This is a genomic window from Sinobaca sp. H24 (assembly GCF_023845525.1).
In genome coordinates this window covers 74,896-100,389 of sequence record NZ_JALBWT010000014.1, presented here as the reverse complement: position 1 = coordinate 100,389, position 25,494 = coordinate 74,896, and the positions used below count along the sequence as shown (strand labels likewise).

The window sequence follows — 25,494 nt, the reverse complement described above, 5'->3', positions numbered from 1 at the left end:
CTCCTTCAGCTGTGATCTTTTATGTAGAAGAAAGAGCGGATAAGGCTCTTTCTATCTTTATTATACGATGGATGCTTCTTTTTTAAGCTCTTCACGTTCGTCTTCTGTAAATATGCGGGAACGAGTTAAAAACCGCTTCCCTTCCGGTCCTTCCAGGGAAAACATGCCACCCCGGCCATCCACGACATCGATAATGAGCTGGGTGTGCTTCCAGTATTCATACTGGTCCTTTGAAATATAGAAAGGCGCACCGCTGATTTCTCCAAGGAGCACGTCACTGTCTCCGACCTTGAATTCATCCGCTGCAAAACACATCGGCGCGCTGCCGTCACAGCAGCCTCCGGATTGATGAAACATCAATTCCCCATGCCGTTTTTTCAGTGATTCCATCAGTTCAAGCGTGGCATCTGTTGCGGTTACTTTATCCACAGCCATATAAACCATCCTTTCTTGAAAATAGGGTCTTGTCGCGGGACAGTAGAAAAAGGATATAGTCTTATTGTACACGTTTTCATCCAGAAAGAAAATCAGGCCGCTCCCATTTCTAGAAGGCGGCCCGTATCATCTACTGTTGTTTAAAAGAAACCTAAAGCGTCATCACTGTAGCTGACAAGCATATTCTTTGTCTGCTGGTAGTGATCGAGCATCATCAAGTGGTTCTCACGGCCGATACCGGACTTTTTGTATCCACCGAACGCTGCATGCGCTGGATAATCGTGATAGCAGTTAGTCCATACGCGTCCAGCCTGAATACCGCGGCCGAAGCGGTAGGCAGTCGTAATATTACGAGTCCAGATACCGGCGCCTAATCCATAAAGAGTATCATTGGCAGTTTCCATTGCTTCTTCATCTGTTTTAAAGGTTGTAACAGAAAGAACCGGTCCAAAAATTTCTTCCTGGAAGATTCTCTGTTTGTTGTGTCCTTTAAAGACAGTAGGCTCAATGTAGAAGCCTTCAGCCAGTTCTTCATCGTCCATTTTTTGTCTGCCGCCTCCTGTAAGAAGCTCTGCCTCTTCCTGTTTACCGATATCAAGGTACGATAGAATTTTCTCCATCTGCTCCTGGGAAGCCTGTGCTCCCATCATCGTATCGGTATCAAGCGGGTGGCCGACTTTGATCGCTTTCACACGCTCAAGGGCACGTTTCATGAATTCATCATATATATCCTCATGGATCAGGGCACGGGATGGGCATGTACAAACCTCTCCCTGATTCAGGGCAAATAATACCATACCTTCGACCGCTTTATTCAGGAATTTATCGTCCTCGACCATAAATATCCTTAAGAAAATGTTCGGGGATTTCCCTCCCAGTTCGAGTGTGACCGGAATAATATTCTCTGAGGCGTACTGCATAATAAGACGTCCGGTAGTCGTTTCTCCGGTGAAGGCTACTTTAGAAATCCTGCTGTTTTGTGCAAGCGGCTTACCGGCTTCTACACCAAAACCCTGCACCACATTCAGAACGCCCGGTGGAAGAATGTCCTGGATTAGTTCTATAACGAGCATGATGGAAGCTGGTGTCTGCTCGGCCGGCTTGAGTACGATCGTGTTTCCGGCGGCAAGAGCAGGAGCAATTTTCCACGTTCCCATAAGGATAGGGAAGTTCCATGGAATGATCTGTCCGACCACGCCAAGCGGCTCATGGAAGTGGTAAGCAACGGTATCATCATTAATCTGGCTCAAGCGGCCTTCCTGTGCGCGGATAACACCGGCGAAGTAACGGAAGTGATCGACGGCCAGCGGAATATCAGCATTAAGAGTTTCACGGACGGCTTTTCCATTATCCCACGTTTCTGCTACGGCAAGCATTTCCAGATTTTCTTCGATGCGGTCAGCGATTTTATTTAGTATTTTCGAGCGCTCTGCTACTGAGGTTTTACCCCAGGCATCTTTTGCCGCGTCTGCCGCATCAACCGCAAGCTCTACGTCTTCTTTGGAAGAACGGGCTATCTGACAGAATACCTTGCCGGTAACAGGGGAGACATTATCGAAATACTCCCCGTTAACGGGAGCTTTAAATTCCCCATTTATAAAATTGTCATAACGATCTTTAAATTGAACAAGACTTCCTTTTGTGTTCGGGCTGTCATAGCGCATACGATTTCCTCTCCTTTTACATAGATGTGATAGTGATACACAAAACTGTAAATCGGTGGAACAGGATAATGGAAGCGATTACATTTAGAATTTTATCACATATTTTTCCTTTTTAAAACAATATTCTATCTGCCTATTATCAATAAGTTATAAATGAATATTAATGGATGCTCTGCCGGTTCTGCTGAAAAAATAAGTGATATTTGTCGAAGAAGCGTATTTCTTCTATAATAGAAGAGTAAAGAATGGGACACGTAAGGGGCTGAACATGATGAACATTGAAATTGAACGGCTCCATAAGGAGCACTGGCCGGAAGTCAGGGAAATATATGAAATGGGTATTCAGACCGGGAAGGCAACATTTGAAACAAAAACACCTTCCTGGGAAATCTGGTCAGCGACACATGATCTTGTCTGCCGGCTTACCGCGGTGGAGGAGGAGACAAGAAAAGTACTTGGCTGGGTGGCGCTGGCTCCTACATCAAACCGTCCGGTTTATGAAGGGGTGGGAGAGACCAGTATTTATATACATGACGAAGGGCGCGGAAAGCGTATAGGCACACGCCTCATGAAAGAACTGATCTATATCAGCGAGCGTGAAGGCTACTGGACTCTCCAGGCCGGCATTATGCCGGAAAATATTGAAAGCATCCGGATCCATGAAAACGCCGGCTTCCGGGAAGTTGGCCGCCGGGAGAAAATAGGAAAACTTAACGGCGAGTGGCGGGATGTGCTATTATATGAGCGCAGAAGTAAAATTGTAGGAATAGAGTAGGTGAATAGCAGCAATGACGTATCACTCTGGTTATAATCTCGTAAAGCCCCTGATTCTTCTTGCAGCGGTTTGGGCGCTTGTAGTGCTGACGGATCCGGCCTTTGTTATCCCGGCTGTCCTGATCAGCATTTTTGCTGTAGTGGCAATGTTTCTTCATCAGCATGTAAAAATTAAAAATAACACCATGACCTGCTATACGTATTTATTAAAGAAGCGGATATTCACCCGGGTCGTGTACCCGAAAAACGTTACCGGCATCTTTTTAAAAAGCCCCGGGCGGAAAGGTTCTTCCGTTGATCAAACGAAAAAATTTATCAACGATCCGCCTGCGCCGATTTAAAGATACCGGGCTGTACCGCGATGTGGAAAAATTTGCAGTCGACCATGATCTTCCGCTGGAACAGGATACGAGCTACACGAAATGGAAAGAAAGCGAACAGAATAAATAAAAAAAGCAGGGAGGCCTTTCAGCCTTCCTGCTTTTTTGTCTGCTTAATGACGCGTGCGGGATTACCGCCGACGACAGTGTGGGCAGGGACATCTTTTACAACTACCGCACCAGAAGCGATGACGGCACCGTCTCCAATAGTAATACCGGGATTAATAATGGAACGGCCGCCGATCCAGACATTATCGCCTACAGTAACGGGGGTCCCGTATTCATGAAGCGTGGCCCGCTCTTCTCCATCGAGTGGATGATTCACGGTGTAAATGTGCACTCCGGGGCCAAGCATGACGCCGCTCCCAAAGCGAATCGGCGCTTCATCAAGCATCACGCAGTCAAAGTTGGCGTAAAAGGATTCGCCGACGTGAATGTTGTAGCCATAATCACAGCGGAACACGGATTCAACCCGGACCGCGTCCCCGGTGGAGCCGAAAATCTGCTTGATCGTCTCCAGCCGTTTTTCCGGATATTCCACGCCGATGTTGTTGTACATTCTAAGGGCAAGCTTCGCATTCATGCGTTCTTCGGCGAGTTCTGGATCATGGGGAAGGAATAGCTCTCCGGCCAGCATTTTTTCTTTTTCTGTTTTCATATGTACCGTCCTTTCTTCATAAAGATCTCTGTATTTATCCTACCGCAGCTTGTTTCAAAAGAGAAGATTAGATATAAAGAACACAAACAAATTCAAATGAAAAAAGATATGATACAATCTGTAAAGAATATAGGACTAATAAGTGGAGGCATCACATGACAAACGAGCTGCCCGTACAGAAAAACGAGACAATTACGGCAACCATAGAAGATTTAACCCATGAAGGCGCAGGCGTCGCAAAGGTGGATGGTTATACATTATTTGTGCCAAACACCCTTCCCGGCGAAACTGCTGAAATTAAAGTGATCAAAACGAAAAAAGGCTACGGTTTTGGCCGTCTGCTTAACGTAATAGAAGAAAGCGCGGACCGCGTGGAGCCGCCCTGTCCGATCTATAAGCTCTGCGGGGGATGTCAGCTGCAGCACATGAGCTACAGCGGCCAAAAGAAGTATAAGCATAAGCAGGTAATAGAAGCATTAAGCCGGCTCGGCGGCCTGGCTGACGTAACCGTTCATCCGACGCTTGGCATGGATGACCCCTGGCATTACCGCAACAAAGCGCAGGTACCGATCGGTACGAAACCGGACGGCCATTTGAAGGCCGGCTTTTATCAGCAGCGCTCCCACCGGATTATGGATATGGATGCCTGTATCATCCAGCAGGAAAGCAACGATCAGGCCGTGCAGACGGTGAAAAATATTGCCGATGAGCTCGGCATTACTTCCTATAATGAAGATAAGCACCGCGGCACGCTTCGCCATGTGGTGGCTCGTTATGCCCAAACGACCGGCCAGCTGATGATTGTGCTAATTACAAAAGATGAAACCCTGTCCCATAAGAAAAAGCTGATTGAAAAGATCCGAGCGGAAATACCGGATACAGTTTCGATTATCCATAACATCAATCCAAAGCGTACGAACGTTATCTTCGGTGATAAAACAAATGTCCTATGGGGGGAAGAATATATTTATGACCACATAGGCGACATTTCATTTGCGATCTCAGCCCGCTCTTTTTATCAGGTGAATCCGGACCAGACGAAAGTATTGTACGATAAGGCACTGGAATATGCTGATCTGAAAGGTCATGAAACGGTAGTAGACGCGTACTGCGGCATTGGAACGATTTCACTCTTTCTTGCCCAGAAGGCGCAGCATGTCCACGGCGTCGACATTGTACCGGAAGCGATAGCAGATGCGAAGCGCAACGCCCGCCTGAATCAATTTGAGAACGTGACATTTGCTGTAGGGGAAGCCGAAGAAGTCGTTCCATGGTGGGCGAAAGCAAACGGTCTGCGCCCGGATGTAATGGTCGTCGATCCGCCGCGGAAAGGCTGTGACAACAAGCTGCTCGACATGATGCTTGAAACCCGACCCGAGCGTATTGTCTACGTCTCCTGTAACCCGGCAACTCTCGCACGCGACCTGAAGTACCTTACTGAAAGCGGAGCGTACCAGGTTAACGAAGTACAGCCTGTCGATATGTTCCCGCAGACCACGCATGTGGAGTGTGTTTCACAAATAATTTTGGTGAAATAACTGAAGTTTTTAGTTTTTTATAAATATATTAATTCAAGATTTTAATTTGTGCATAAATTTTTAAAGGCTATGTCTACTGTTGAATCTAAAAAAAAAAATTTATTATAATAAAATTGCAATAAAAAATTCTAGATTTATCAATATTATTAGAAAGAATTTTAAAGAGGTGAATAAATGCTATTTTCAGAATTACACCAACTTAAGAAAGGATCAAAAGATGATTGGTTTGACCCCATATTAGATATAGACACTAAGTTATTTATTGACCCATTTCTTCTGTTCAAAAATTCTAACAAGCACTTCGAAAAAAGTCATGAGAAAATTATTCTCTTTTTTAACGAATCTTTTATTCTAGCTGCTAAAAGTCAAGGAATATCAAATACTTTATCTTACAAGAAGCTAAGAGGGATGATGACCTTCCCAGAAGTTGGTGAAATTTGTTTAGGTTATACAAACAAAAGTACTAGTGGCTTAGGTTCAGGTCCGGGTTTTTCCAAAACTATAGGCGAAGCAATTTTAAAATCAATAGAAGCAGGAATTACAGACTTAGATCATTTTGAAGAAATTAGTATATTAGAAGAAGGTATAGGTGCAGATCGTATTAGTGATATTTGTGGGAATATTATCAAAGAGGAAATAATAGATTATACCAATGAAGTATGCAAAAGGCATGATATACCTCTAGAGGAATTTAAAGTAAAGCATTCTTCATTTGATTTTCAAAATCTAAGATGGGAAAATACTAAAATTTTTCTTCCTAAAAATCCCTTTAATAATAAACCGATACTATTAGTACCCTCAAATATTTTAAGAGATCTACCTAGCATAAATGCAAAAGGATTCTTAGATTGGGCATGGACAAATGAAAATGAAACTTTAAGAACAGATTTTAATTATGAAATTAAAAAGCAGTTAAAAAAAGAAGATATTGTAAAAGTTGCTTTAGAACAAACTGATCTATTAGAAAAATATGTTAAATTTGTTGAAAATAAAGGTTCAAGCCCTTACAATCTTGTCGATGACCCCAAGGGTCTTTATCAATGGTATCAACAATCAAAAATTTATACGGAAAATCATCCTGTGAAACTTCCAATAGCATCTAATTCGGAAGAGTTAGCAGTTTTTGTTAAAGAATTAATAGAAGAATTTAATAACTTTATTGTTAATAATTCGGGGTATAAACTTTTGTGGAATGAAAAGCCTCTATTACCTAAAACAGAAGAAGCATCACAGTTATTATTCCATGGTTTAATTAGAGCTCAATGTCAAGTGAACGGAGTAGATGTCTCAAGAGAAGTCAACTCTGGAAGGGGACCGGTCGATTTTAAATTTTCTAGCGGCTTTCAAGAAAAAGTTTTGATTGAAGTTAAGAGAGCAAGTAGTAATAAACTAATGCAGGGGATTACAAAACAATTGCCTCAATATTTAACCACTGAAAATATAAATATTGGGTATTATGTTGTTATTGTGCAAAAAGAAGAAGAATTCAAGAAAATAAGTACATTGAAAGGAATTGCAGAACAATTAAGTAAAGATCAAAATAAATATATAGATGTATTTACGATAGATGCTACTAGTGATAAGCCATCAGCTTCTAATTTAAAGTAGGGCATTTTCGAAGATTCTTAGAATAGGCTCTTAAATTAAATAGAGTTAAGCAACTAAGAAACAAATAAAAACTGAAAAGCAAATTGAAAACATATTTTCTATTTGCTTTTTGACTTTTAAGATAAAGAGTGACTTTATATTTACACTAGCTATTTATAAACCAATAAATAACAAGTTATCCTTTATTTACATAAAATCATTTAATGTATATACTAGATTTAATTACTTGAAAGACAAAAAAATATAGGGGGATTTTTTTGAAAATTCAAACTGTTTTATATAAAAATGAAAGTCTATCTGAAGAAATAAGTATTGAAGCAATAGAGTATCATAAAGATTTTGAAATAGTTAGAAAAAAACTTTATTGTACATTTCAAGGTTGTGGAGCGAAAATAGAATATGTACCAAAAGGAAAGCATAAAGCATACTTTAAAACTTGGCCGCGTCAAGATCATATTGAGGAATGTGTAGACTATTTTGAACGAGAAAAAAAAAGAAAAAGTGAAAAAGGATCAGCGACTCTAGATGTAGCTCTTACTCCCAGTCATATAAATAGAGTTTTACGAGAAATATATAAAGAAGCTAATGAAAATGAAGAGGATAAAAGAAATAGAATTGAGAAGCAAAAGAATAAGAGTAAGAAGAAAAATATTACTGTAGACGAATCACAACTTCCTAGTTCCAGTGTTAATATAAATCCCACTACAGAAGGAGGAAAAAATGACTTAAAAGTAGGTCAAAGAGCTCCGAATGTAAGAAAGCGTCATAATATACAGTTGTTAAGTGAAAGCGATATTGGCTTCACACGAGCAGTTTATGGAATTGTCCAATCAATTATCATTGAAAAAGATAGAGTGATTTTCAAAATATCTTCTGGAAATAAAAGAATGTAATATACGCTTTGAGGAAGCTTTTATGGCTACTGCAGCAAGTAATATAGTAAATATGTTTAAAATTGCAGATGAGTACAAATCTAAAGGAAATGTCTTAAATCTGTCTGGTATAGGAGAAGTAACAAAAATAAATACTAACTATCAATTAATAATCAGAAATCAGAATCACTTTACGCTAAATAATTATAAGATATCTTCTTTTGCTTCCCACTACGTAATTAATGGATAAAATATTCAACCAGTAGTTATTGTGTATAAATGTCTTTAGTTTAAAGACGGTTCTTAGAATTTATCGCTAATATTTCTCGAAGAGAGAGATTTTAATTAATGGTCAAATTGAGAAATTCCTTAAAGAAAGTTCTAAGTGATGTAATCACTAAATAGTCACGTTTATAAATAAGACGGCAGACTCCTGCAGACAAGCCATCGGTGAAGATAAAAGAGCGCTATTTTCTTTTAGCTGAGGCATGGCCTGCGGAAAGACGCCGTCTTAATAAAAAATGAAATATTCTCTCCAAACAAAAAGAAGAAGCCGCCAGGGCCTCTTCTTTTTTATATCTCATCTTCTCCAAATGCCTCAGGGAGCATTTTAAAGCCTTCGATTTCGGCATCTTCTTCGATTTCAATCATAATGCAGCGTTTGCCTTTGTAATTGACCTGTTTCACAAATTGCAGATCCTGCGGGCTGATGGATATGTTGGCTACTTTTGTATTGATCTTAATTGACTTGGATTTATATTTCGGAATCACGCTCGTTGCTTTTAATTCATAGGACTCTTCGTTAGTGAACCGTTCGAAGGACGATTTAATTTGTTCGTCTTCGACCTGTTCGCCGCTCTGGGCAAGTACGCGGCCCACGTCTTTATAGTCGAGCATAGGCGCCGTATCTTCTTCATTTTCTTCCACGACACGGTTGATTTCTTCATATACCGCGGCAAGGGTGGACGGATTAAGCTGGTCGCCGACCACGTCTTTAATAACCTCTTCAAACACTGCTTTGTCTTCCTGAGCAGTCATAATGTCCTGGCCGGTCAGCACTTCTTCAATAAACCGGTAGTCCGGCTCATGTGCTTTGCCAGCCGCATAAAGAACGTGATTTACGTCCGACACGCCATCGGTAATAGCTGGAAATAGAAAGCCTGCCATCGGATGCTTTAAATCGATTACGGGATCGGTTTCGATTTTGTATTTGAACTCTTTTTCAATATAGTCGAAGTGAATCTCTTTTTTTGGTTCCTCGGTTTTATTAATACTGCAGATAATAAAAGGGTTCGAATATACCGTATCACGGACATTTTCTTCATTTTCTCCGGCTTCCCGTCTGGTGGGCTTCATGTATTCGGCACGGATGAACGAAATGACAATATCCTTTTCATATGGATGATCCGTTAATATTTTTTTCGTAATCGCAAGCATTTCCTGCTTCCAATCCTCCACACTGCTGCTGAGAAGAGCTTTATGCAGAATCAGCTGGCTGGAATCCTCAGCTTCCCGGTCAAATTTTACTTCGAACAGCTTTTCATCCATCTGCCCGCCGAGCAGCTTTTTAAAGTGAGCAATAAACAATTCCTGCTGATCGTCATCAAGCAAATGAAACGGCTGGCTCTGCTGATGGTAGATCTCTGTTGTTTCTTTCATCACGTACACGTTAAATATATCTGAAATCTTTAATAGATCATTGTCTACTTTGAGCTGCCGGCGAATCGCGGCAATATCTTTTTTATCCATAGCTGTCCACTCCCGGGTGATGTAATTTACGTTTGGAAACTCTGTCAGTATACCATTTTGACACAGTGGGAGGGCATTTGTGAATATGCCTGTAGAACGTGCCTTTGAAAAAATAAAAAAAGAACCGTACAGGACATATCCTATCGGTTCTCTAGAAAACATATTTACATTTCTTTGGCTCCCAGATATCTTGATTTCCAGTAGCTGTTGTCCATATCCGTTACGGTGACGCCGGTAGAAGCGCCGGCATGAACAAATTTATTATCGCCCGCATAGATACCAACGTGGGAAGGACCGGTTCTCGTTTCAAAAAAGATCAGGTCTCCTTTTTCCGGTTTATCTACGCTTGTTCCTGCCTTCCACATCTGGGCTGCGGTCCGGGGAAGATCTTTGCCATGTTCCGAAAATACGCTTTGCACCAGGCCGCTGCAGTCAAATCCTTTTCTTGTCGTACCGCCCCATAAGTAAGGGACCCCCATGTGGCGCTTCGCTGATGAAATCAAGCTGTCTGCATCTGCGGAAGACGAAGAAGAAGGCTTTGCAGCGGAGGCTGCCTCTGACGGTACTGCCGTTGAAGCTCCTGCCACGACAGGGGAGGCTGCTAGTCCCAAGGAACCGAGCGTCTGCGGACCGGCCACGCCATAGAAGTTCCCGCGCGGGTTGGAAATACTCGTGGACATCTGATAATCCCGCACTGCCTGCAGGGTTTTAGATCCGAAAATGCCGTCTATGTTGGAAGAAGGATTAAATCCTTTTTCGGTTAATGTTTTCTGAAGCTGCTCAACAAAATCGCCCCGGCTGCCTACTTTCATGGAAGAAGCGGTGTTACCAGGCTGCGGAAGCGAAAACCCGCTTGTGGCTACATTATTTATCATGGAATTCCTGCCTTTCACTATGTATAAGAATTGAAGAAATATGTAGAGGAGATGGTCTCTTAAGGTAAAAGAATGTGCCATAAAATGTTTCATTCCTTCTATAGTATCGGCAGGATATAGGAAAGGTTAATGAAAAAATAAAATAAAATGAATAAAAAAATTGGTACCTCTTATAATATAAGGATGTTAATTTTTAAGATTCGTCTTCTTTATTCTATCAAAAACAGCGCAAAAACCTCGAATTCCTTATTTTAAGGAATCCGAGGTTTTTGAAATAATGCCGGTATTAATTTTGAAGGGCTGAAAAGAAAGGTAAAAGAAACCAGTCAGCGACTCGAGCAGACCAGCCATCGGTGAAGTTAAAGAAGGCGCCTTTTCCTCTTTAGCTGACGCATGACCTGCCGAACGCGTTCGACTGGATCTTTTTTTCAAAGTTTGGAATGAGCCCTTTCAGGAAAGAGGCTTCTCATTCTATTTCTTTCTTACATTGTTAATCCAGGCTTCATCCTGATTCATCATTTTAATAGCTGCATAAATCAGCATAAATTGAATGATAATAATCGGCAGTCCCATTAAACCGGACACGATTTCGAGCGGTGCGAGACCGCCCGCTCTCATTAAAACGAGAGCCAGGGCTGTAATAATAACAGCAACGACAATCCGTAAAAACTTAGATGGCTCGTTCTTGCTCATATCTTCTGTACTTGTATAAGCGGCAATCGTATACGTTGTAGAATCAAGGGTGGTCGTTAGGAATATCATCGCAACGATCATAAAGACGGTAAGAGACAGAGCAGGCAGAGGCAGAGAAGAGAGAATAGCAGGGATCGCTGCCATTTCATCACCGTTCTGCACGATGTCCAGTACATTGACATCTCCATTAATATAGCGGTGCACGCCGAGCCCGCCGAGGATGCCGGTAGCAATCCAGGACAACAGGGTAGGTGCAAGCAGATAGGTTAGTATCATTTCTTTAATGGTGCGCCCTTTTGATATTTTTGCAGCAAACACACTGTGCAGCATGGCCCACGTAGCGCTGTAGGCAAACCAGAACACTGTATTTGTCTGGATATGACTGGCTCCTCCATCGGCGAGTGATTCCGTCATAAAGCTCATACCAATGTAGTTGTTGATAAGAAAGCCAAAGGTTTCGGTGAAAAAGTTAAGAATAAATACGCCGGGTCCGGCAATCAAAATGAAAATACCGAAAGCCCCTGCTAAATACATATTAAAGGTACTCAGACGTTTGATTCCTTTTTCAATACCGACATAGGCACTAATGGAAAACATCAATACCCAGATGATCGTTACGGCCAGGGTAAGGCCGAATGTGACTTCCATGTTAAACAGTTCAGCGAAATTGTACGTGATAATCGGTGCACCAAGTCCGAGCGTAACCGCCGCTCCGGCGAGAATGCTGATAAGAAAGATAATATCCAGCAGTTTCCCTCGGATGCCATCAGTAAACGCATCGCCGAAAATACTGCGGAAGGCTTCTGAAATTCTCATCAGCGGACGCTTTCTTACGTGAAGAAGGTAAGCCATTGCCGGAGCAATCATGACAAAAATCGCAAATACTTGAAAGCTCCACATGAACATTCCGTAAGAATTTCCCCAAAGAAGGGCTTCGGCCGACCCGGCTTCAACACCAGACGGAGGGTCATTGGCCACAGAGGACCATTCCACCATGCCGGTCCGCATTAATGTAGAACCGACTCCCATTGCAATTAGTATGGAAGCATATTCAAACAGAGAAAACTGGGGTTTTTCCGCAGGGTCTCCAAGAACGACCTGCCCGTATTTAGAAAAAGATAAATAAAGGCCGGCTGCAACAAGAATAACAGCATACCAAAGGTACCCCCAGCTGAATATAGCGACAATAGAGTCAAAGACAGGATCTAATACTTCTAAAGCGGCGCCCTCATTCGCTGCGAAAAGAACGCTTATCGCAACAATGACAAGAAGGGCGGGAAGAAAAATTTTATAATCGATCAACGCCAGTTTACTTTTTTTCTGATCGACTTTTGGTTCCATACCGTACACTCCCTTTTAAAAAAATAACAAATTCTGACACTTATGTTTCCAGATGATTTGGAACAGGTGCATCCTCACCTCTTACCCTTTTTAACGATAAAATATGCATTTGAAATACTCTTTTTAAAATAGAGTAACAACAGAAGATAAAAAGATTCAGAAGAGCAGTCTAAGGGAAGAGGAAATAAAAAGCAGAAGGAGTGGATTCAAATGGCAGAAATAACGTTTACTTCCGTGCAGGGAAGCCATGAAACAAAAAGCGATCAAGGGCATAAAATTAACTACGATGTAACGGTCCTTTATGACAGGGAGGAACCGACCTACACTATACAGTATGAAACAAAAGACCGATTGGTCCCACAGGCCTGAAACAATAAAATTTGAAAATGGAAATACTGTAATCGAAGAGGGCAAGAATGTATTCCGGCTTGATAAAGAACAAGAAAGAAGAGGAAGAAGATTGATAAAAAAACACCGGCAGCCGCTGGTGTTTTTTTTGTCTTATGACAAGCATAATTAGGCAGAAAAGGTAAAAATTTGCCTGGGCAGATTGGGGCAGGCAGGTATTTCGAGGTCAGCCGCGAATATGTTTAATTAAAGAAGATAAGCGTTGGTTCTGCTGTACAATTGGCGCATTTACCAGCCGTTTATTTAGTAGAACAATGTCATTGAGCGGTTTGAAGGGAGGGCGTGATGGATAAAGAATGGATTACGAGCATCGGTATCGATATTGGGACAAGTACAACCAAATGTATTATCAGCCGGCTGTATATTCAGATATCAAATAATGGATTTACGCTTCCGGCCTGTACGATTGAACAGCGGGAGGTTGTCTATGAAAGTAAGATGTACACTACACCCTTGATCAATGATGAGGAAATCGATATGGAGTCGCTGCAGGCAATATTGGAAAAGGAATATAAGCAGGGCGGCATTCGTCTTGCGGATGTCGAGGCGGGAGCTGTCATTATAACGGGAGAAACGGCGTTAAAAAAAACGCAGAACATATTATTCATTATTTAGCCGACCGGGCTGGTGATTTTGTCGTGGCAGCAGCAGGAGCCTCGCTGGAGGGGATTTTGGCAGGCAAGGGCTCTGGTGCGCTTGAATACTCTGAAAGGCATTCCGGCGTCACCGCAAATATTGATGTCGGCGGCGGGACGGCAAACGCCGCTCTGTTTAAAGACGGCCTTCCATTTTATACGGTAACGTTCCATGTAGGTGGACGCCTGCTGCGTTTGGACGACAAGGGGGAAGTCAGCTATATCGCTTCTTCTACGAAAAAACTATTGAACGATTATGGTATCCCGGTGGAAATCAATGACACATTATCTATGGCAGACTTGGAAGATGTCTGCAGGCTTTTAAGCAGGCTGATGATGGATGCGTTGACAGGCAGGGGGACAGCGGAGGAATTAGTGACAGAACTTCCGTCATCGATCGTTCCTGCGATTGATACGATCATATTCTCCGGCGGTGTTGGAGAAATGATGAAACAGAAGAGACCAAAAACAATCGCAGAAACATCGGCATATGGGGATATCGGGCCGCTGTTGGCAGGAATTCTGCAGGAAGAAGCGATGCATCGTGATTTGACTATTGTTCCGGCCAAAGAAACGTCCCGGGCAACTGTTATTGGAGCGGGGATGCAGAATACAGAAGTGAGCGGATCTACGATGTTTGTGAACCAGGCGCTTCTGCCGCTTAAAAACCTGCCTATTTTACCGATACCAATATATGAAAATGGTACTTCTGCTGCATTTCATACACGCCTCGAGAAGATGCTTAAAGAAGCAAAAACCATTTATTCGGAGCAGGAGGATCCACCCTTTGTGATCGCTCTTCCTGCAGTAGAACATATCACCTATGAGCTCTTGCAGGACATAAGCGACAGCATAGAGGCATTATACGCGAGAGAGTTTGCTGAAAAGCGGATTCTGGCAGTGCTCAGTGAAAACGATCTGGCTAAAGTACTCGGACAGGCTCTTCAAAAGCGGGCAGGTGGAGAAAAAGAAGTGATATGCATCGATCAGGTGGATGTAACACATGGCGATTATATCGATCTGGGGCTTCCTGTCTCTGGAGAAGCCATTTCTATTTCTATTAAAACATTGGCATTTTAATAAAAGGGGGAAAAGAGATGGAGAAAAAAGTAATTCTTTTCGGTGAAACATACTCTTTTCAAAGTTTAAAAGAAATTCTGGCCAAAGCGAATGAGGAGAGATCAGGCGACGAGCTTGCCGGAGTGGCGGCAGATTCAATGAAAGAACGGATGGCTGCAAAAATCGTGCTGGCAGATCTGACGCTTGGGGAAATATACGAGAATCCTCTGCTTCTGCCGGAAGAGGATGAAGTGTCCGAGCTGATCGAGCAGTCCCTTCATAAAGAGAGACTGCATGCGGTAAAAGGCTGGACCGTGTCTGATCTGCGGGAATATCTGCTGAGCGATGAGCAGACAGGCAGCGATTTAGTCGAAACAGGTAAAGGGCTGACGAGCGAAATGATAGCGGCCGCAGCCAAGCTTATGTCCAATCTGGATTTAATTCAGGCTGCGTCTAAAATAACCGTTCTGACGACATGCCGGACGGAGATAGGCCAGCCGGGAGTTCTCGCATCAAGAGTTCAGCCCAATCACCCGTCCGATAATTTAAAAGGCATGAGAGCTTCTTTATATGAAGGGTTAAGCTATGGCATTGGGGATGCTGTCATCGGCATTAATCCGGTCATTGATACAACGAGCAACATTGATAGTCTTATGCGCGAAACGAAAGCAGTGATTGATGAATGGAGCATCCCTGCACAGAACTGCGTGCTCTCGCATATTACCAGCCAGATGAGAGCAGTGGAAAATGGCGCACCGGCAGATATGCTGTTTCAAAGTCTCGCGGGCACCCAGGCGGGCAACGAATCATTCGGAATTTCTACGGCAATGCTCCGGGAAGCGTCGGAGCTGATTCAGGAAAAAGGCACCGCACCCGGACCGAACCGCTGGTATTTTGAAACAGGGCAGGGGTCGGAGCTTTCCGCAGAAGCTCATGCCGGTATTGATCAAGTAACGCTGGAATCGAGATGCTATGGCATGGCCAGAGTGTTTAATCCGTTTATCGTTAATACAGTAGTAGGGTTTATCGGTCCAGAATACTTGTTTGACAGTAAGCAGGTCATTAGAGCGGGTCTGGAGGATCATTTTATGGGAAAGATGCACGGCCTGCCAATGGGAGTGGATGTCTGCTACACCAACCACATGAACGTGGATCAGAATGATATGGATACATTAAGCACGGTCCTGACCAGTGCGGGCGTTACCTTTGTGATTGGCGTGCCGATGGCAGATGACTGTATGCTGAACTATCAATCGCTGAGTTATCATGATATTGCCACACAGCGAAGCATTTTCAATAAGCGTCCGGCTCCTGATTTCGAAAAATGGCTGGAGCGCAGAGGTCTGATGGAAAACGGAAATCTTACAAAAACATCCGGCGACGCGGGAGTATTTCTGCACCGGGTATAGGAGGAAGCAGAATGAAAGAACAAAAGGATACACATGCGGACGACCTGAAACAGTTTACGCCGGCACGAATTCAAGTCGGACGTACCGGCACAAGGCCGCTTACGAAAGACGCTTTGTCGTTTCGCATTGATCATGCTGCCGCTGTTGATTCTGTTTACGGAGAAGTAGAAGACTCTCTGCTTGCGAAGCTTGGTTTGTTCTCAATAGATACCCGCTATGAATCAAAGGAAAATTATTTAAAGCGGCCGGATCACGGGCGTCTGCTCTCGGATAAAGGACAAAAATGCTTACTAGAGCATTGCGAAATGGCTCCTCAAGTGCAGATTGTCATCTCAGATGGTCTCAGCGCGTCGGCAGTAGAAGCAAATATAATGGATGTGTACCGGGCGCTTAAAGACTCACTCGATTCCTACGGATTAAAAACAGGCACCTCTTTCTTTTTAAAAGGGGGAAGGGTCGGCTGTATGGATGCAATAGGAGAGCTGCTTCAGCCTGAAGCCTTTGTGCTGCTGATCGGGGAGCGGCCGGGTCTCGTATCAGCTGAATCACTGAGTGCTTACATGTGCTACAAACCACGGAAAGGAACAAAGGAGTCGAGCCGCATGGTCGTCTCCAACATTCATCGCAGCGGGACCCCGCCTCTGGAAGCTGCCGCCCACATAGGAACATTAATTCATAAGATGCTGGAGCAGAAAACAAGCGGGGTGAAGCTGGTTGTTTAAATAAAAGGCGGGCGCAGGTCCTGCCTTTTTTGCTGATTTATTCCCTATTACATAAAGAACCATGTATGATTAAGTGAAGGATAACGTCAAACGAAATTTATAAAGAAAAAGGATTGTGTTGGAAATGAAATCATTTACGCAGTATAAATTACAGGAGGACATCCTTCGTGCCCTTGACATGCTTGGCTACAAAGAGCCAACCAATGTTCAGCAGAAGGTGATTCCAAAAGCGCTGGAAGGCCGGGACGTGATCGTGAAAGCAAGAACGGGAAGCGGAAAAACAGCGGCATTCGGCATCCCGCTTTGTGAGCTGGTGGAATGGGAAGAGAACAAGCCGCAGGTACTTGTGCTGACGCCGACCCGTGAATTAGCCGCTCAGGTAAAAGACGATATTATCCATATCGGCCGCTTTAAGCGTATTAATGCTGTTGCGCTGTATGGCAAGCAGCCTTTTGCGAAACAGAAAAATGACCTGAAGCAAAAAGCGCACATCGTAGTCGGCACCCCGGGGCGTGTGCTCGATCACATCGAAAAAGGAACGCTTTCTCTTGAAAAAGTAAAGTATCTTGTTATTGATGAAGCCGATGAAATGCTTCACATGGGATTTTTGGAGCAGGTGGAAGCCATTATCAACCGGGTTCCCAAACAGCGGAAAACGATGCTGTTTTCTGCCACGCTGCCGGATAATATTGAAAAGCTCGGACGCAAATACATGATCGATCCTGATTACCTGGAAGTGGAGCCGGAAGCGTCTTCCGCACGGGCCATTACTCATTACCGCCTGGACAGTATTCCGGAGAAGAAGCTTGAAACGCTTCATAAAGCAGCAGTTGTGGAAAATCCGGAAACGTGTGTTATTTTCTGCAACACACAGGCGGAGGTGGAGCGGGTCTTCGCGTATATTAAACAAAAAGGATATCCCTGTGATAAGCTGCATGGCGGCATGATCCAGGAGGATCGTTTTGACGTGATGGACGATTTCAAAAAGGGGCTCTTCCGCTATCTGGTAGCCACTGATGTAGCAGCGAGAGGCATTGACGTAGAGAACGTCACCCACGTTATAAGCTTTGACGTGCCTAGAGAACAGGAGAGCTATGTGCACCGGACAGGCAGGACAGGGAGAGCGGGGCGGACCGGAACAGCGATAACGATTGCGGGTACCCGCGATGAGCGGTACATGAAGTATATTGAAGACTATACCGGCATTTCTATTGAAAAAAGAGCGGTGCCGTCTGAACAAAAAGTAACGCGGGCTCTTCCTGCTTTTCAAAAAAGTCTGCAGCAGAAACCGCAGCGAAAAGCAGATAAAGGCGAACAAATGAATCAGGACATTTTAAAGCTGTATATTAACGGCGGGAAGAAAAAGAAAATTCGTGCCGTAGACTTTGTTGGTACGATTTCCAATATTGACGGTGTATCGGCAGAAGATATCGGCATCATTTCCATTCAGGAACAGTCCTCTTATGTGGATATTTTAAATGGAAAAGGAATGATGGTTCTGGAGGCCCTGCGCCATACGACCATTAAAGGAAAGAACCTGAAAGTACACATTGCCAAGAAGTAGCCGGCAGCCATGCGTTAGTTCTGCTCCAAAAAAGGGTACTGATTAAGTAACATAATAAAATTTAGTATACTGGAGTGAATTTCAATGGCTGATACTCAACAAAAAAGGCGTCCGAAAATTGCTTTAACCGGAGCGAGCGGTTACATTGGCAGAAACTTAATGAACAAGCTCACGGAACATGCTGATGTCATTGCTTTATCACGAAATGGTGATAAATACGAAAATACAGAGCACGTGGAATGGCGGTCCTGTGACGTGTTCTCAATGGCTGACGCAGAAAAAGCATTAAAGGGAGCCGATTATGCATTTTATCTCGTTCACTCCATGATGCCTTCTGCAAAGCTTACGCAGGGCACGTTTGAAGATATGGATATTATACTGGCAGATAACTTTGCCCAGGCTGCCAAGAAGAACGGAGTCAAGCAGATCGTTTACTTAAGCGGCCTGATGCCGGAAGCTAAACAGCTCTCCAGGCACTTGAAGAGCCGTTTGGAAGTAGAGAAAGTGCTCAGCGCATACGGTATTCCTATCACGACGATACGCGCCGGCCTGATCGTAGGACCGCAGGGCTCGTCTTTCCCGATTCTGCAGCGGCTTGTAAAGCGTCTGCCTTATATGATTCTTCCAAAATGGACGAACACAAAAACACAGCCTATCGCCCTGCCGGATGTTTTAACGGCGCTCGATAAAAGTGTAGGCAATGAATCTGTGTTTGGAAAAGCCATTGATGTAGGAGGACCGGAAGTCCTGACCTATAAAATTATGATGAAGCAGACGGCGGAAGTGTTAAATAAAGAACGAAAATTTTATAATGTGCCTTTTTTCACCGTGAAACTTTCCCGTTTATGGGTCAGTTTAACAACACAGACGCCGAAAGAAATGGTGTATCCGCTTATTGAAAGCCTGGTGCACCCTATGGTAGTCAGCAAAGAGCGGGTAGTAGAAGGCATCAGCGATGGTAAAATCACCTTTAAAGAAGCAGCGCTGAATTCGATACGGGAAGAGGAGCAGAAAGAGAAAGAACAGCAGGAAAAAGAACAGCAGCAGAGTTCAGCTCCTCCTAAACCGAAAAAGCCGGAAGTGGAAGCAAACGTCCGCTCTGTCCAGCGCGTACCGATGCCGGAGGGGAAAACAGCCCAATGGGTGGCACAGCATTATGTAGAATGGCTACCCGGCCTGTTTAATCCGTTTCTAAGAGCAAAATGCGACGATCCGAGCAGCTGCGAACTTTATCCGAAGTTCGGAAAAAAACCGCTTCTTATCTTATCGCTTTCCGAGGAACGGAGTACGGAAGACAGAGCTCTTTACTACATTACAGGCGGAGCATTTGCCAAGACGATAGACGGCAACCGCGGACGCCTGGAGTTCAGACATATTCCGGGTACCAACGAATGCATTGTAGCGATTCACGATTACATGCCTTCGCTGCCGTGGTTTGTTTATCAGTATACACAGGCGAAAATGCACATTTGGGTCATGTTCAGCTATAAAAAGCATCTGGAACGCTACATCAAACGCCAGAATAAAAATAACGAAACGAGCATTTCATCTTCTGAAGCAAGAGCCTAACCGCTCTTGCTTTTCTTTTGATAGGAGCTGGAAACAAAGAGAAACACATCTTGTATTTGTAAAATAGAGTCTTTTAAAGGTAGAATAAGAACACAGTTATCAATTTGGGAGGGTGTCGCTATATGGCTATGGAAGGAAAAGTTATTGTAATTACAGGGGCAAGCAGCGGAATCGGAGAAGCTGCTGCAAGAGAACTTGCGTCCAAAGGAGCCTGCGTGGTCCTCGGCGCCCGCCGAGAAGAACGTCTGGAACTGCTTAAGCAGACCATCGAGCATGAAGGCGGAAAGGCTATTTATAAAACGACGGACGTAACGAAGCGTGAAGAGGTGGAAGCTCTCGTAAACGAAGCGGTTCAGGCTTATGGCCGTGTAGACGTAATGATTAATAACGCAGGCATCTCGCTTGCTTCTAATATGAGCAAAACGAAAGTAAACGAATGGGATAGTATGATTGATGTTAACTTGAAGGGCGTTTTGTACGGTATTGCAGCCGCACTTCCTCCTATGCTCAAGCAGAAAGAAGGCCATATTATTTCAATTTCTTCTGAAGAAGGCCACGAAACAGCGACATCCAACGTCGTATACTCTGCTACAAAAAGAGCAGTACGCGTCGTAATGGACGGTCTTCGTAAAGAAGTACAGCCGGAAGACAATATTAAAGCAACGACCATTTCACCGGGAGTGGTGGCAACAGAGCTGACCGACCATTTAACGGACGAAGACTTGTTAAATATGATGGATAATTATATTCTCGGGCCATCCCTGTATCCTGAAGACGTGGCGAACGCAATCACCTACGTGATCGAACAGCCTGACCATGTGGCAGTCAACGAAATGCTCGTGCGCCCGAAGCCTCATCAATAAAAGATAAGCTTGAAAGCACTCTATCGGAGTGCTTTTTTTATGCCTTGAATGTAATATATATATTGCATTATGTTTTATATAATGTATAATTTTTAGAAAGGAGGCGTTATAATGCGTTGGTTTAAACAAAAAACAACAGATGAATGGATAGAGCAGACGAAAAACAAAATCTATAAGGAACTTTATGTGCTGGTTGTGGTAGTATGCGCGTTTTCGATTTTTTATAATGCGTTTGTAAACCCGGAACCCTCCACGATTCCTGTAGTAGAACTAATCATTTTAGCTGGAACCGGAATATATTATATGATAAGAGGCTGGGTGCTCGGTATTTTCAGCGCAGAAAAAGAGATACACGATCGAAACAGCCGGCTGCCGATGACAGCTAAACAATTTATATATGCTGCAGCAGGCGGGGTGCTCATATCTGTTTATTTTGGTGTGAGAAGCGCTGTTGTTTATGGAGAAGGGATGACACAAAGTATTTATTATTTTTTTATCAGTTCTGCAGGAAGTCTATTGATATATATGCCTGCTATGCTTCTGGTGGCATTTATTTCAGCTGTTTTTACAAGCTCAAAGAGTATGGAATAATCTAAAAAGAGAGGAGAAGAAATGAAAAACTTAAAAATGAAAGCGGCACGAGCAGAAAAAGATTTATCCCAGGGAGAACTGGCAGAAAAAATAGGAGTGTCCCGGCAGACGATTGGATTAATGGAATCGGGTAAATACAATCCGAGCCTTCAGCTGTGTCTCGCTGTGTGCCATGCGCTGTCGAAAACCCTGGATCAGCTTTTTTGGCAGGATGAATGAAAAAATTCCTATTCTTCCTTCATTTCTTATGCGGCGTTACCGATAGTAACAGTAGAGACGTCAAATTAAAGGAATGAATAAGAAATGGATAAAACAACCATTATTGGATTAGTACTAGCACTCACAGCACTGCTTGGCGGGATGGTTATGAAAGGGGTCCAGCTGGGAGCTCTGGTCAATCCGGCAGCCATTATGATTATTATCGTTGGAACGATCGCAACCATTGTGATCGGTTTCCCTACGAGTGAAATTAAAAACATACCTAATCTTTTTAAAATCATTTTCAGCGATAAAGGAACGTTAAGCGTGGAAGGCTTGATTCCGAAATTTTCCGAATGGGCTCAGACGGCAAGAAGAGAGGGACTGCTTGCACTGGAGCCGGAAGTAGATGAAATTGAAGACGAGTTTCTTCGCAATGGATTAAGTATGGTAGTTGACGGCCAAAGCTCGGATTTCATCCGTGATTTAATGACGGAAGAAGTCGAGGCGATGGAGGAACGCCATAAAGTAGGAGCAAGCATCTTTTCTCAGGCTGGTACATATGCGCCGACGCTCGGTGTTCTTGGAGCGGTAGTCGGCCTCATTGCGGCCCTTGCCGATATGAGCGATACAGAGCTGCTCGGCTACGCAATCAGTGCGGCTTTTGTAGCGACACTGCTGGGGATTTTCACCGGTTACGTATTATGGCATCCGTTCGCCAATAAGCTGAAGCGTAAATCAAAAAAAGAAATAGAAATCAGAGAAGTCATGATCGAAGGTATTCTTTCTGTACTGGAAGGCCAGCCTCCGAAAGTAATAGAGAAAAAACTGCTGATGTATATCCCGGCGAAAAAGCGTCAAAAAGTAATGGAAGATATTCAAAATGCAGAACCCGCGGCAGGAAGAGAGGGATAGCATGAGTAAGCGAAGAAAAAAGAATCACGAAGAAGACCATATGGGAGAAGATTGGCTGCTTCCATATGCAGATATTCTGACTCTGCTTCTTGCTCTTTTTATCGTCCTGTTCGCTTCGAGTTCTGTGGATGCAAAAAAGTTCGAACAGATTTCAAACTCGTTTAATTCCGCATTTGATGGCGGCACCGGTATTATGGATCATCCGGAAATGGTGCCGGAGATGGAAGAACTGGCCGGTGAGGATAGTATGGAACTCTCGGAAACATCAGATGCATCTGCTGCGGAAGAGGAAGCGGCTGCGCTTGCGGACCAGGAAGAACTGCAGGGCATTAAAGAAAAGGTCGATCAGTTTATCCAGGACCGCGGCCTCGAGGAAGAATTAAACACCAGTATTTCAGAAGACGGCCTGATGCTGTCCATTGAAGATAATATTTTGTTTAATTCCGGTGAAGATGAAGTACGGGAGGAAGCAGAGGCATTATCTGATGAAATATCGGAGCTTCTCGTATTAAGTCCTCCGCGGAATATAGTTATCAGCGGCCATACGGATAATGTACCTATTTCCAATGCCGACTTTGAAACAAACTGGGACCTCAGTGTACTGAGAGCTGTTCATTTTATGCAGCTGCTGCTTAATAACCCGGATCTGGATCCTGCCATTTTTAGTGCGAAAGGCTACGGAGAACACAATCCGACTGCGAGCAATGATACTGCGGAAGGAAGAGCACAGAATCGAAGAGTGGAAATATTGGTTCTGCCTTTAACAGAAGACACAGCACCTTAATAAACAAAAGAGTGAAGCCATATGGTGCTGCGCTCTTTTTTTACCGGATATTTTTTAATATTTAAATTGTCAAATTAAGTTAGACAATATATCAGTCCCCATGTACCTCATGAATACTTCCAACGGTGTATGGTAATCTAACGATTTTCTTGGAATATGATTTCGTTTGGAAGCTACAGCGGATATATAGGATGGACCTACCTGTTGAAAGTCCATTTGTTTAGGCAGTCCATTCCTTCGAAGCAAACCGTTCGAATGTTCGTTTAACCCACGCTGAGAAGGCGTTCCCGGATCTGCAAAATAGATGGAGATGTCATGCTTATTACTGATCGACCGCCAGTTCGAAAACTCTTTCCCACAATCAAACGTGATTGATTTGAAAAGGTGCTTTGGAAAGCGGCTGCACCATTGGTGCAGCGTCGTTTCAATATCACCAGCTGTGCGGCCTTCCGGCTGAAGCGTAATAATGACTTTGACAGACGCTCTACCAGCGTAATAATCGCACTTTTGTGGTGACGGCCTACAATCGTATCACCTTCTAGGTGGCCAAACTCCTGTGAAAAGATCGGATAATCGCGTTCCCTTTCGGAAAGGGTTCGTCGAAACGCCTGTTTCCCCGGCGTTCCTGATGCCCATTAGGTTTTCGTTTCCCTTTCATCGGCAGCGCGCTTCGGTCCAACACCCTGCGCTCGAACATACGGTACAGCGTGCGCCTAGAACAGGGAAGCGGATGTTCTTGTCGTCCAGCGATAACGTCAGGGGTCCAACCGTCTCCTACTTTTTCGATGATGTAGATGCGATCGGTTTCGGATAAGACCGTTGGTCTTCGGCCGCAGCGCTGTTTATTAGCCTGATACCGCTGCATATAATCCAGAGCGTTATGGCCTTCCCGCAAATACGACACCACGTTGTGGATGGTTTGACGGGCCCGATTCAGCTGTTTGGCGATCCTGGAAACCGGTAGTTCATTCTGCATATACACTTCTATGAGAACGACTTCATTCGTGCTAAGATGGGTGTAGGTCATTCGTGATCACTCCTATGATTTCTTTGGTCGGAAATTCATATTGAGTGTACCACGAGTGCCTTTTTTCATTGTCTAGCTTAATTTTACAATCGGCGTATTTTAGAATTTTGAAAATAAGAGTTGCGGGTTGAGGATATTTTTGGAATAATGTGTAGTATAACAAAACGCAGAAACACCCTGCGTGAAAAACAGAAAGCAGACTGATTGCTGTTTATATCAGACTGTCAAGTCTGATTTGAGAACGCATTCATAAAAGGGGGTAAATGATGACTGCACTAATTTTATTCTGGGTAGTGATGCTGGGTAGTCTCGCTGCAGCATGGAAAATGAAAAAGCCGGCGCTTCTGCTGATGCCGTTTCTGGCGATCGGAACGTATATGGTGATCGAGATAGCGAAAGTACCGCTTCCGTTTTGGGAAACCGTTCAGCTGATTTTCGGCCTGCAATAACAAAGTAAAGGAGAGGGCCGTGTATGGGAAATCAAAGCGGGCAGAACAAACGGTGCATTCATTGCAGCAGTGAACGAATTGCTGTGATGTCGAAATGGCGCTATGTCTTTTTTATGTCAACGCTTCCTGTCATAATGGCAGTGGTTTTGGGATGGTGGATGACTTCATTTTTCTTTGTGTTCATTCCAGCTGTTATTGTGTTGAATAGTATCCTGGCGGCTAAAAGGCCTCCGGTCATTATGTGTATGGATTGCAAAAAAGAAACAGGAAGAGCATCTCATAGTGCATAGTGAATTACGCATATTTTTTTGAAAGCGATTACATAAAAAGGAGGGCAGAAAACAAAAGCTATTGTAACTACTAACTCATAGAGGCGGGTGTTAATAAATGAAAAAAGTAGATAAAAAAGTAGCAGATGCTTATTTTAAAACAAGAACAACGATGATCTCGATCTTTTTATTCATTGGATTTCTCGTTTCCTTTGGTGTCGTAACCTTCGCAGAATTCTTTTCGCAGTTCATGTTTATGGGTGTACAGTTTCATTATTATATGGCATCCCAGGGGGCCGTGATCATATTTATTATTCTTTTATTCCTGAATGCGATTTTAAATGATCGTGTGGACAAAAAATACGGCATTGATAATGATGAAAATGTCCGGATAAGCGGTGGCAAAACGGTCGACCATTAACTAGACATAACGCTGCAGCAAAAG

General features: G+C 43.6%; 26 protein-coding genes and 2 pseudogenes. 21 read left to right on the top strand and 7 right to left on the bottom strand.

The features are described from left to right. Positions 1-60: 60 nt before the first annotated feature. On the bottom strand, positions 61-435 hold the full coding sequence (locus tag MMY81_RS18165; protein ID WP_252313965.1) for a DUF779 domain-containing protein: 375 nt from the start codon (positions 433-435) through the stop codon (positions 61-63). Between the two features lie 140 nt (positions 436-575). Beyond that, positions 576-2,099, bottom strand: a complete 1,524-nt coding sequence (exaC, locus tag MMY81_RS18160; protein WP_252313964.1) for an acetaldehyde dehydrogenase ExaC — start codon at positions 2,097-2,099, stop codon at positions 576-578. A gap of 268 nt (positions 2,100-2,367) precedes the next feature. On the opposite strand from exaC, the gene MMY81_RS18155 reads away from it, so the two are divergent. The 3 genes from MMY81_RS18155 to MMY81_RS18145 are packed head-to-tail and all read left to right on the top strand — an operon-like array spanning position 2,368 to position 3,323. Continuing rightward, a complete protein-coding gene (locus MMY81_RS18155; protein ID WP_308215382.1) occupies positions 2,368-2,874 on the top strand; it encodes a GNAT family N-acetyltransferase in 507 nt (168 codons plus the stop codon). Positions 2,875-2,887: 13 nt separating this feature from the next. Continuing rightward, entirely contained in the window at positions 2,888-3,214 is a 327-nt protein-coding gene (locus tag MMY81_RS18150) for a hypothetical protein (RefSeq protein ID WP_252313963.1), read from the top strand. Then, on the top strand, positions 3,168-3,323 hold the full coding sequence (locus MMY81_RS18145) for a hypothetical protein (protein WP_252313962.1): 156 nt from the start codon (positions 3,168-3,170) through the stop codon (positions 3,321-3,323). Before MMY81_RS18150 ends, MMY81_RS18145 begins: the two co-directional genes overlap by 47 nt. Positions 3,324-3,341: 18 nt before the next feature. Here MMY81_RS18145 and MMY81_RS18140 read toward each other — a convergent pair whose 3' ends face one another. After that, positions 3,342-3,911, bottom strand: coding sequence for a sugar O-acetyltransferase (locus MMY81_RS18140; protein WP_252313961.1), 570 nt, complete (start codon positions 3,909-3,911; stop codon positions 3,342-3,344). A gap of 155 nt (positions 3,912-4,066) precedes the next feature. On the opposite strand from MMY81_RS18140, the gene rlmD reads away from it, so the two are divergent. The 4 genes from rlmD to MMY81_RS18120 all read left to right on the top strand — a co-directional run bounded on the left by rlmD (position 4,067) and on the right by MMY81_RS18120 (position 8,179). Continuing rightward, on the top strand, positions 4,067-5,449 hold the full coding sequence (gene rlmD, locus MMY81_RS18135; protein ID WP_252313960.1) for a 23S rRNA (uracil(1939)-C(5))-methyltransferase RlmD: 1,383 nt from the start codon (positions 4,067-4,069) through the stop codon (positions 5,447-5,449). A gap of 174 nt (positions 5,450-5,623) precedes the next feature. Beyond that, on the top strand, positions 5,624-7,057 hold the full coding sequence (locus tag MMY81_RS18130) for a hypothetical protein (protein WP_252313959.1): 1,434 nt from the start codon (positions 5,624-5,626) through the stop codon (positions 7,055-7,057). A gap of 257 nt (positions 7,058-7,314) precedes the next feature. Then, a complete protein-coding gene (locus MMY81_RS18125; protein WP_252313958.1) occupies positions 7,315-7,950 on the top strand; it encodes a hypothetical protein in 636 nt (211 codons plus the stop codon). A gap of 22 nt (positions 7,951-7,972) precedes the next feature. Beyond that, positions 7,973-8,179, top strand: a complete 207-nt coding sequence (locus MMY81_RS18120) for a hypothetical protein (protein ID WP_252313957.1) — start codon at positions 7,973-7,975, stop codon at positions 8,177-8,179. Between the two features lie 323 nt (positions 8,180-8,502). Here MMY81_RS18120 and MMY81_RS18115 read toward each other — a convergent pair whose 3' ends face one another. The 3 genes from MMY81_RS18115 to MMY81_RS18105 all read right to left on the bottom strand — a co-directional run bounded on the left by MMY81_RS18115 (position 8,503) and on the right by MMY81_RS18105 (position 12,587). Beyond that, entirely contained in the window at positions 8,503-9,678 is a 1,176-nt protein-coding gene (locus tag MMY81_RS18115; RefSeq protein WP_252313956.1) for a DUF4317 domain-containing protein, read from the bottom strand. A 164-nt stretch (positions 9,679-9,842) separates the two neighbouring features. Beyond that, positions 9,843-10,553, bottom strand: coding sequence for a C40 family peptidase (locus MMY81_RS18110; RefSeq protein WP_252313955.1), 711 nt, complete (start codon positions 10,551-10,553; stop codon positions 9,843-9,845). 471 nt (positions 10,554-11,024) lie between these two features. Beyond that, entirely contained in the window at positions 11,025-12,587 is a 1,563-nt protein-coding gene (locus MMY81_RS18105; RefSeq protein WP_252313954.1) for a BCCT family transporter, read from the bottom strand. Positions 12,588-12,797: 210 nt separating this feature from the next. Here MMY81_RS18105 and MMY81_RS18100 point away from each other — a divergent pair, with 210 nt between their 5' ends. The 11 genes and pseudogenes from MMY81_RS18100 to motB all read left to right on the top strand — a co-directional run bounded on the left by MMY81_RS18100 (position 12,798) and on the right by motB (position 23,304). Continuing rightward, entirely contained in the window at positions 12,798-12,956 is a 159-nt protein-coding gene (locus MMY81_RS18100; RefSeq protein ID WP_252313953.1) for a hypothetical protein, read from the top strand. A 324-nt stretch (positions 12,957-13,280) separates the two neighbouring features. Beyond that, positions 13,281-14,710: pseudogene (locus tag MMY81_RS18090) on the top strand (ethanolamine ammonia-lyase reactivating factor EutA). Between the two features lie 17 nt (positions 14,711-14,727). Further along, entirely contained in the window at positions 14,728-16,098 is a 1,371-nt protein-coding gene (locus MMY81_RS18085) for an ethanolamine ammonia-lyase subunit EutB (RefSeq protein ID WP_252313951.1), read from the top strand. An 11-nt stretch (positions 16,099-16,109) separates the two neighbouring features. Further along, on the top strand, positions 16,110-16,820 hold the full coding sequence (gene eutC / locus MMY81_RS18080; RefSeq protein WP_252313950.1) for an ethanolamine ammonia-lyase subunit EutC: 711 nt from the start codon (positions 16,110-16,112) through the stop codon (positions 16,818-16,820). A 118-nt stretch (positions 16,821-16,938) separates the two neighbouring features. Then, positions 16,939-18,384, top strand: a complete 1,446-nt coding sequence (locus MMY81_RS18075) for a DEAD/DEAH box helicase (protein WP_252314016.1) — start codon at positions 16,939-16,941, stop codon at positions 18,382-18,384. 84 nt (positions 18,385-18,468) lie between these two features. Continuing rightward, positions 18,469-19,953: an NAD(P)H-binding protein gene (locus tag MMY81_RS18070; RefSeq protein WP_252313949.1), complete on the top strand. Its 1,485-nt coding sequence runs from the start codon at positions 18,469-18,471 to the stop codon at positions 19,951-19,953. Between the two features lie 122 nt (positions 19,954-20,075). Beyond that, positions 20,076-20,816: an SDR family oxidoreductase gene (locus MMY81_RS18065; protein WP_308215381.1), complete on the top strand. Its 741-nt coding sequence runs from the start codon at positions 20,076-20,078 to the stop codon at positions 20,814-20,816. A gap of 111 nt (positions 20,817-20,927) precedes the next feature. Beyond that, positions 20,928-21,407: a DUF6773 family protein gene (locus tag MMY81_RS18060; protein WP_252313948.1), complete on the top strand. Its 480-nt coding sequence runs from the start codon at positions 20,928-20,930 to the stop codon at positions 21,405-21,407. 21 nt (positions 21,408-21,428) lie between these two features. After that, positions 21,429-21,626 (top strand): helix-turn-helix transcriptional regulator, encoded by a 198-nt coding sequence (locus MMY81_RS18055; RefSeq protein ID WP_252313947.1) that lies wholly within the window; start codon positions 21,429-21,431, stop codon positions 21,624-21,626. Positions 21,627-21,710: 84 nt separating this feature from the next. Continuing rightward, positions 21,711-22,520, top strand: a complete 810-nt coding sequence (motA, locus tag MMY81_RS18050) for a flagellar motor stator protein MotA (RefSeq protein WP_252313946.1) — start codon at positions 21,711-21,713, stop codon at positions 22,518-22,520. Between the two features lies 1 nt (position 22,521). Beyond that, positions 22,522-23,304 carry a flagellar motor protein MotB gene (motB, locus tag MMY81_RS18045; protein WP_252313945.1) on the top strand — a complete coding sequence of 261 codons (783 nt, stop codon included), beginning with the start codon at positions 22,522-22,524 and terminating at the stop codon, positions 23,302-23,304. A 69-nt stretch (positions 23,305-23,373) separates the two neighbouring features. Here motB and MMY81_RS18040 read toward each other — a convergent pair. Next, positions 23,374-24,331, bottom strand: a pseudogene (locus MMY81_RS18040) (IS30 family transposase). Between the two features lie 263 nt (positions 24,332-24,594). Here MMY81_RS18040 and MMY81_RS18035 point away from each other — a divergent pair. The 3 genes from MMY81_RS18035 (at position 24,595) to MMY81_RS18025 (ending at position 25,470) form a co-directional block, all read left to right on the top strand. Further along, on the top strand, positions 24,595-24,780 hold the full coding sequence (locus MMY81_RS18035; protein ID WP_252313944.1) for a hypothetical protein: 186 nt from the start codon (positions 24,595-24,597) through the stop codon (positions 24,778-24,780). Positions 24,781-24,803: 23 nt separating this feature from the next. Then, positions 24,804-25,070: an olfactory receptor gene (locus MMY81_RS18030; protein ID WP_252313943.1), complete on the top strand. Its 267-nt coding sequence runs from the start codon at positions 24,804-24,806 to the stop codon at positions 25,068-25,070. A gap of 97 nt (positions 25,071-25,167) precedes the next feature. Beyond that, the gene (locus tag MMY81_RS18025) at positions 25,168-25,470 is read left to right on the top strand and encodes a DUF4212 domain-containing protein (RefSeq protein WP_252313942.1); all 303 of its coding nucleotides are present in this window, start codon (positions 25,168-25,170) and stop codon (positions 25,468-25,470) included. Positions 25,471-25,494 lie beyond the last annotated feature (24 nt).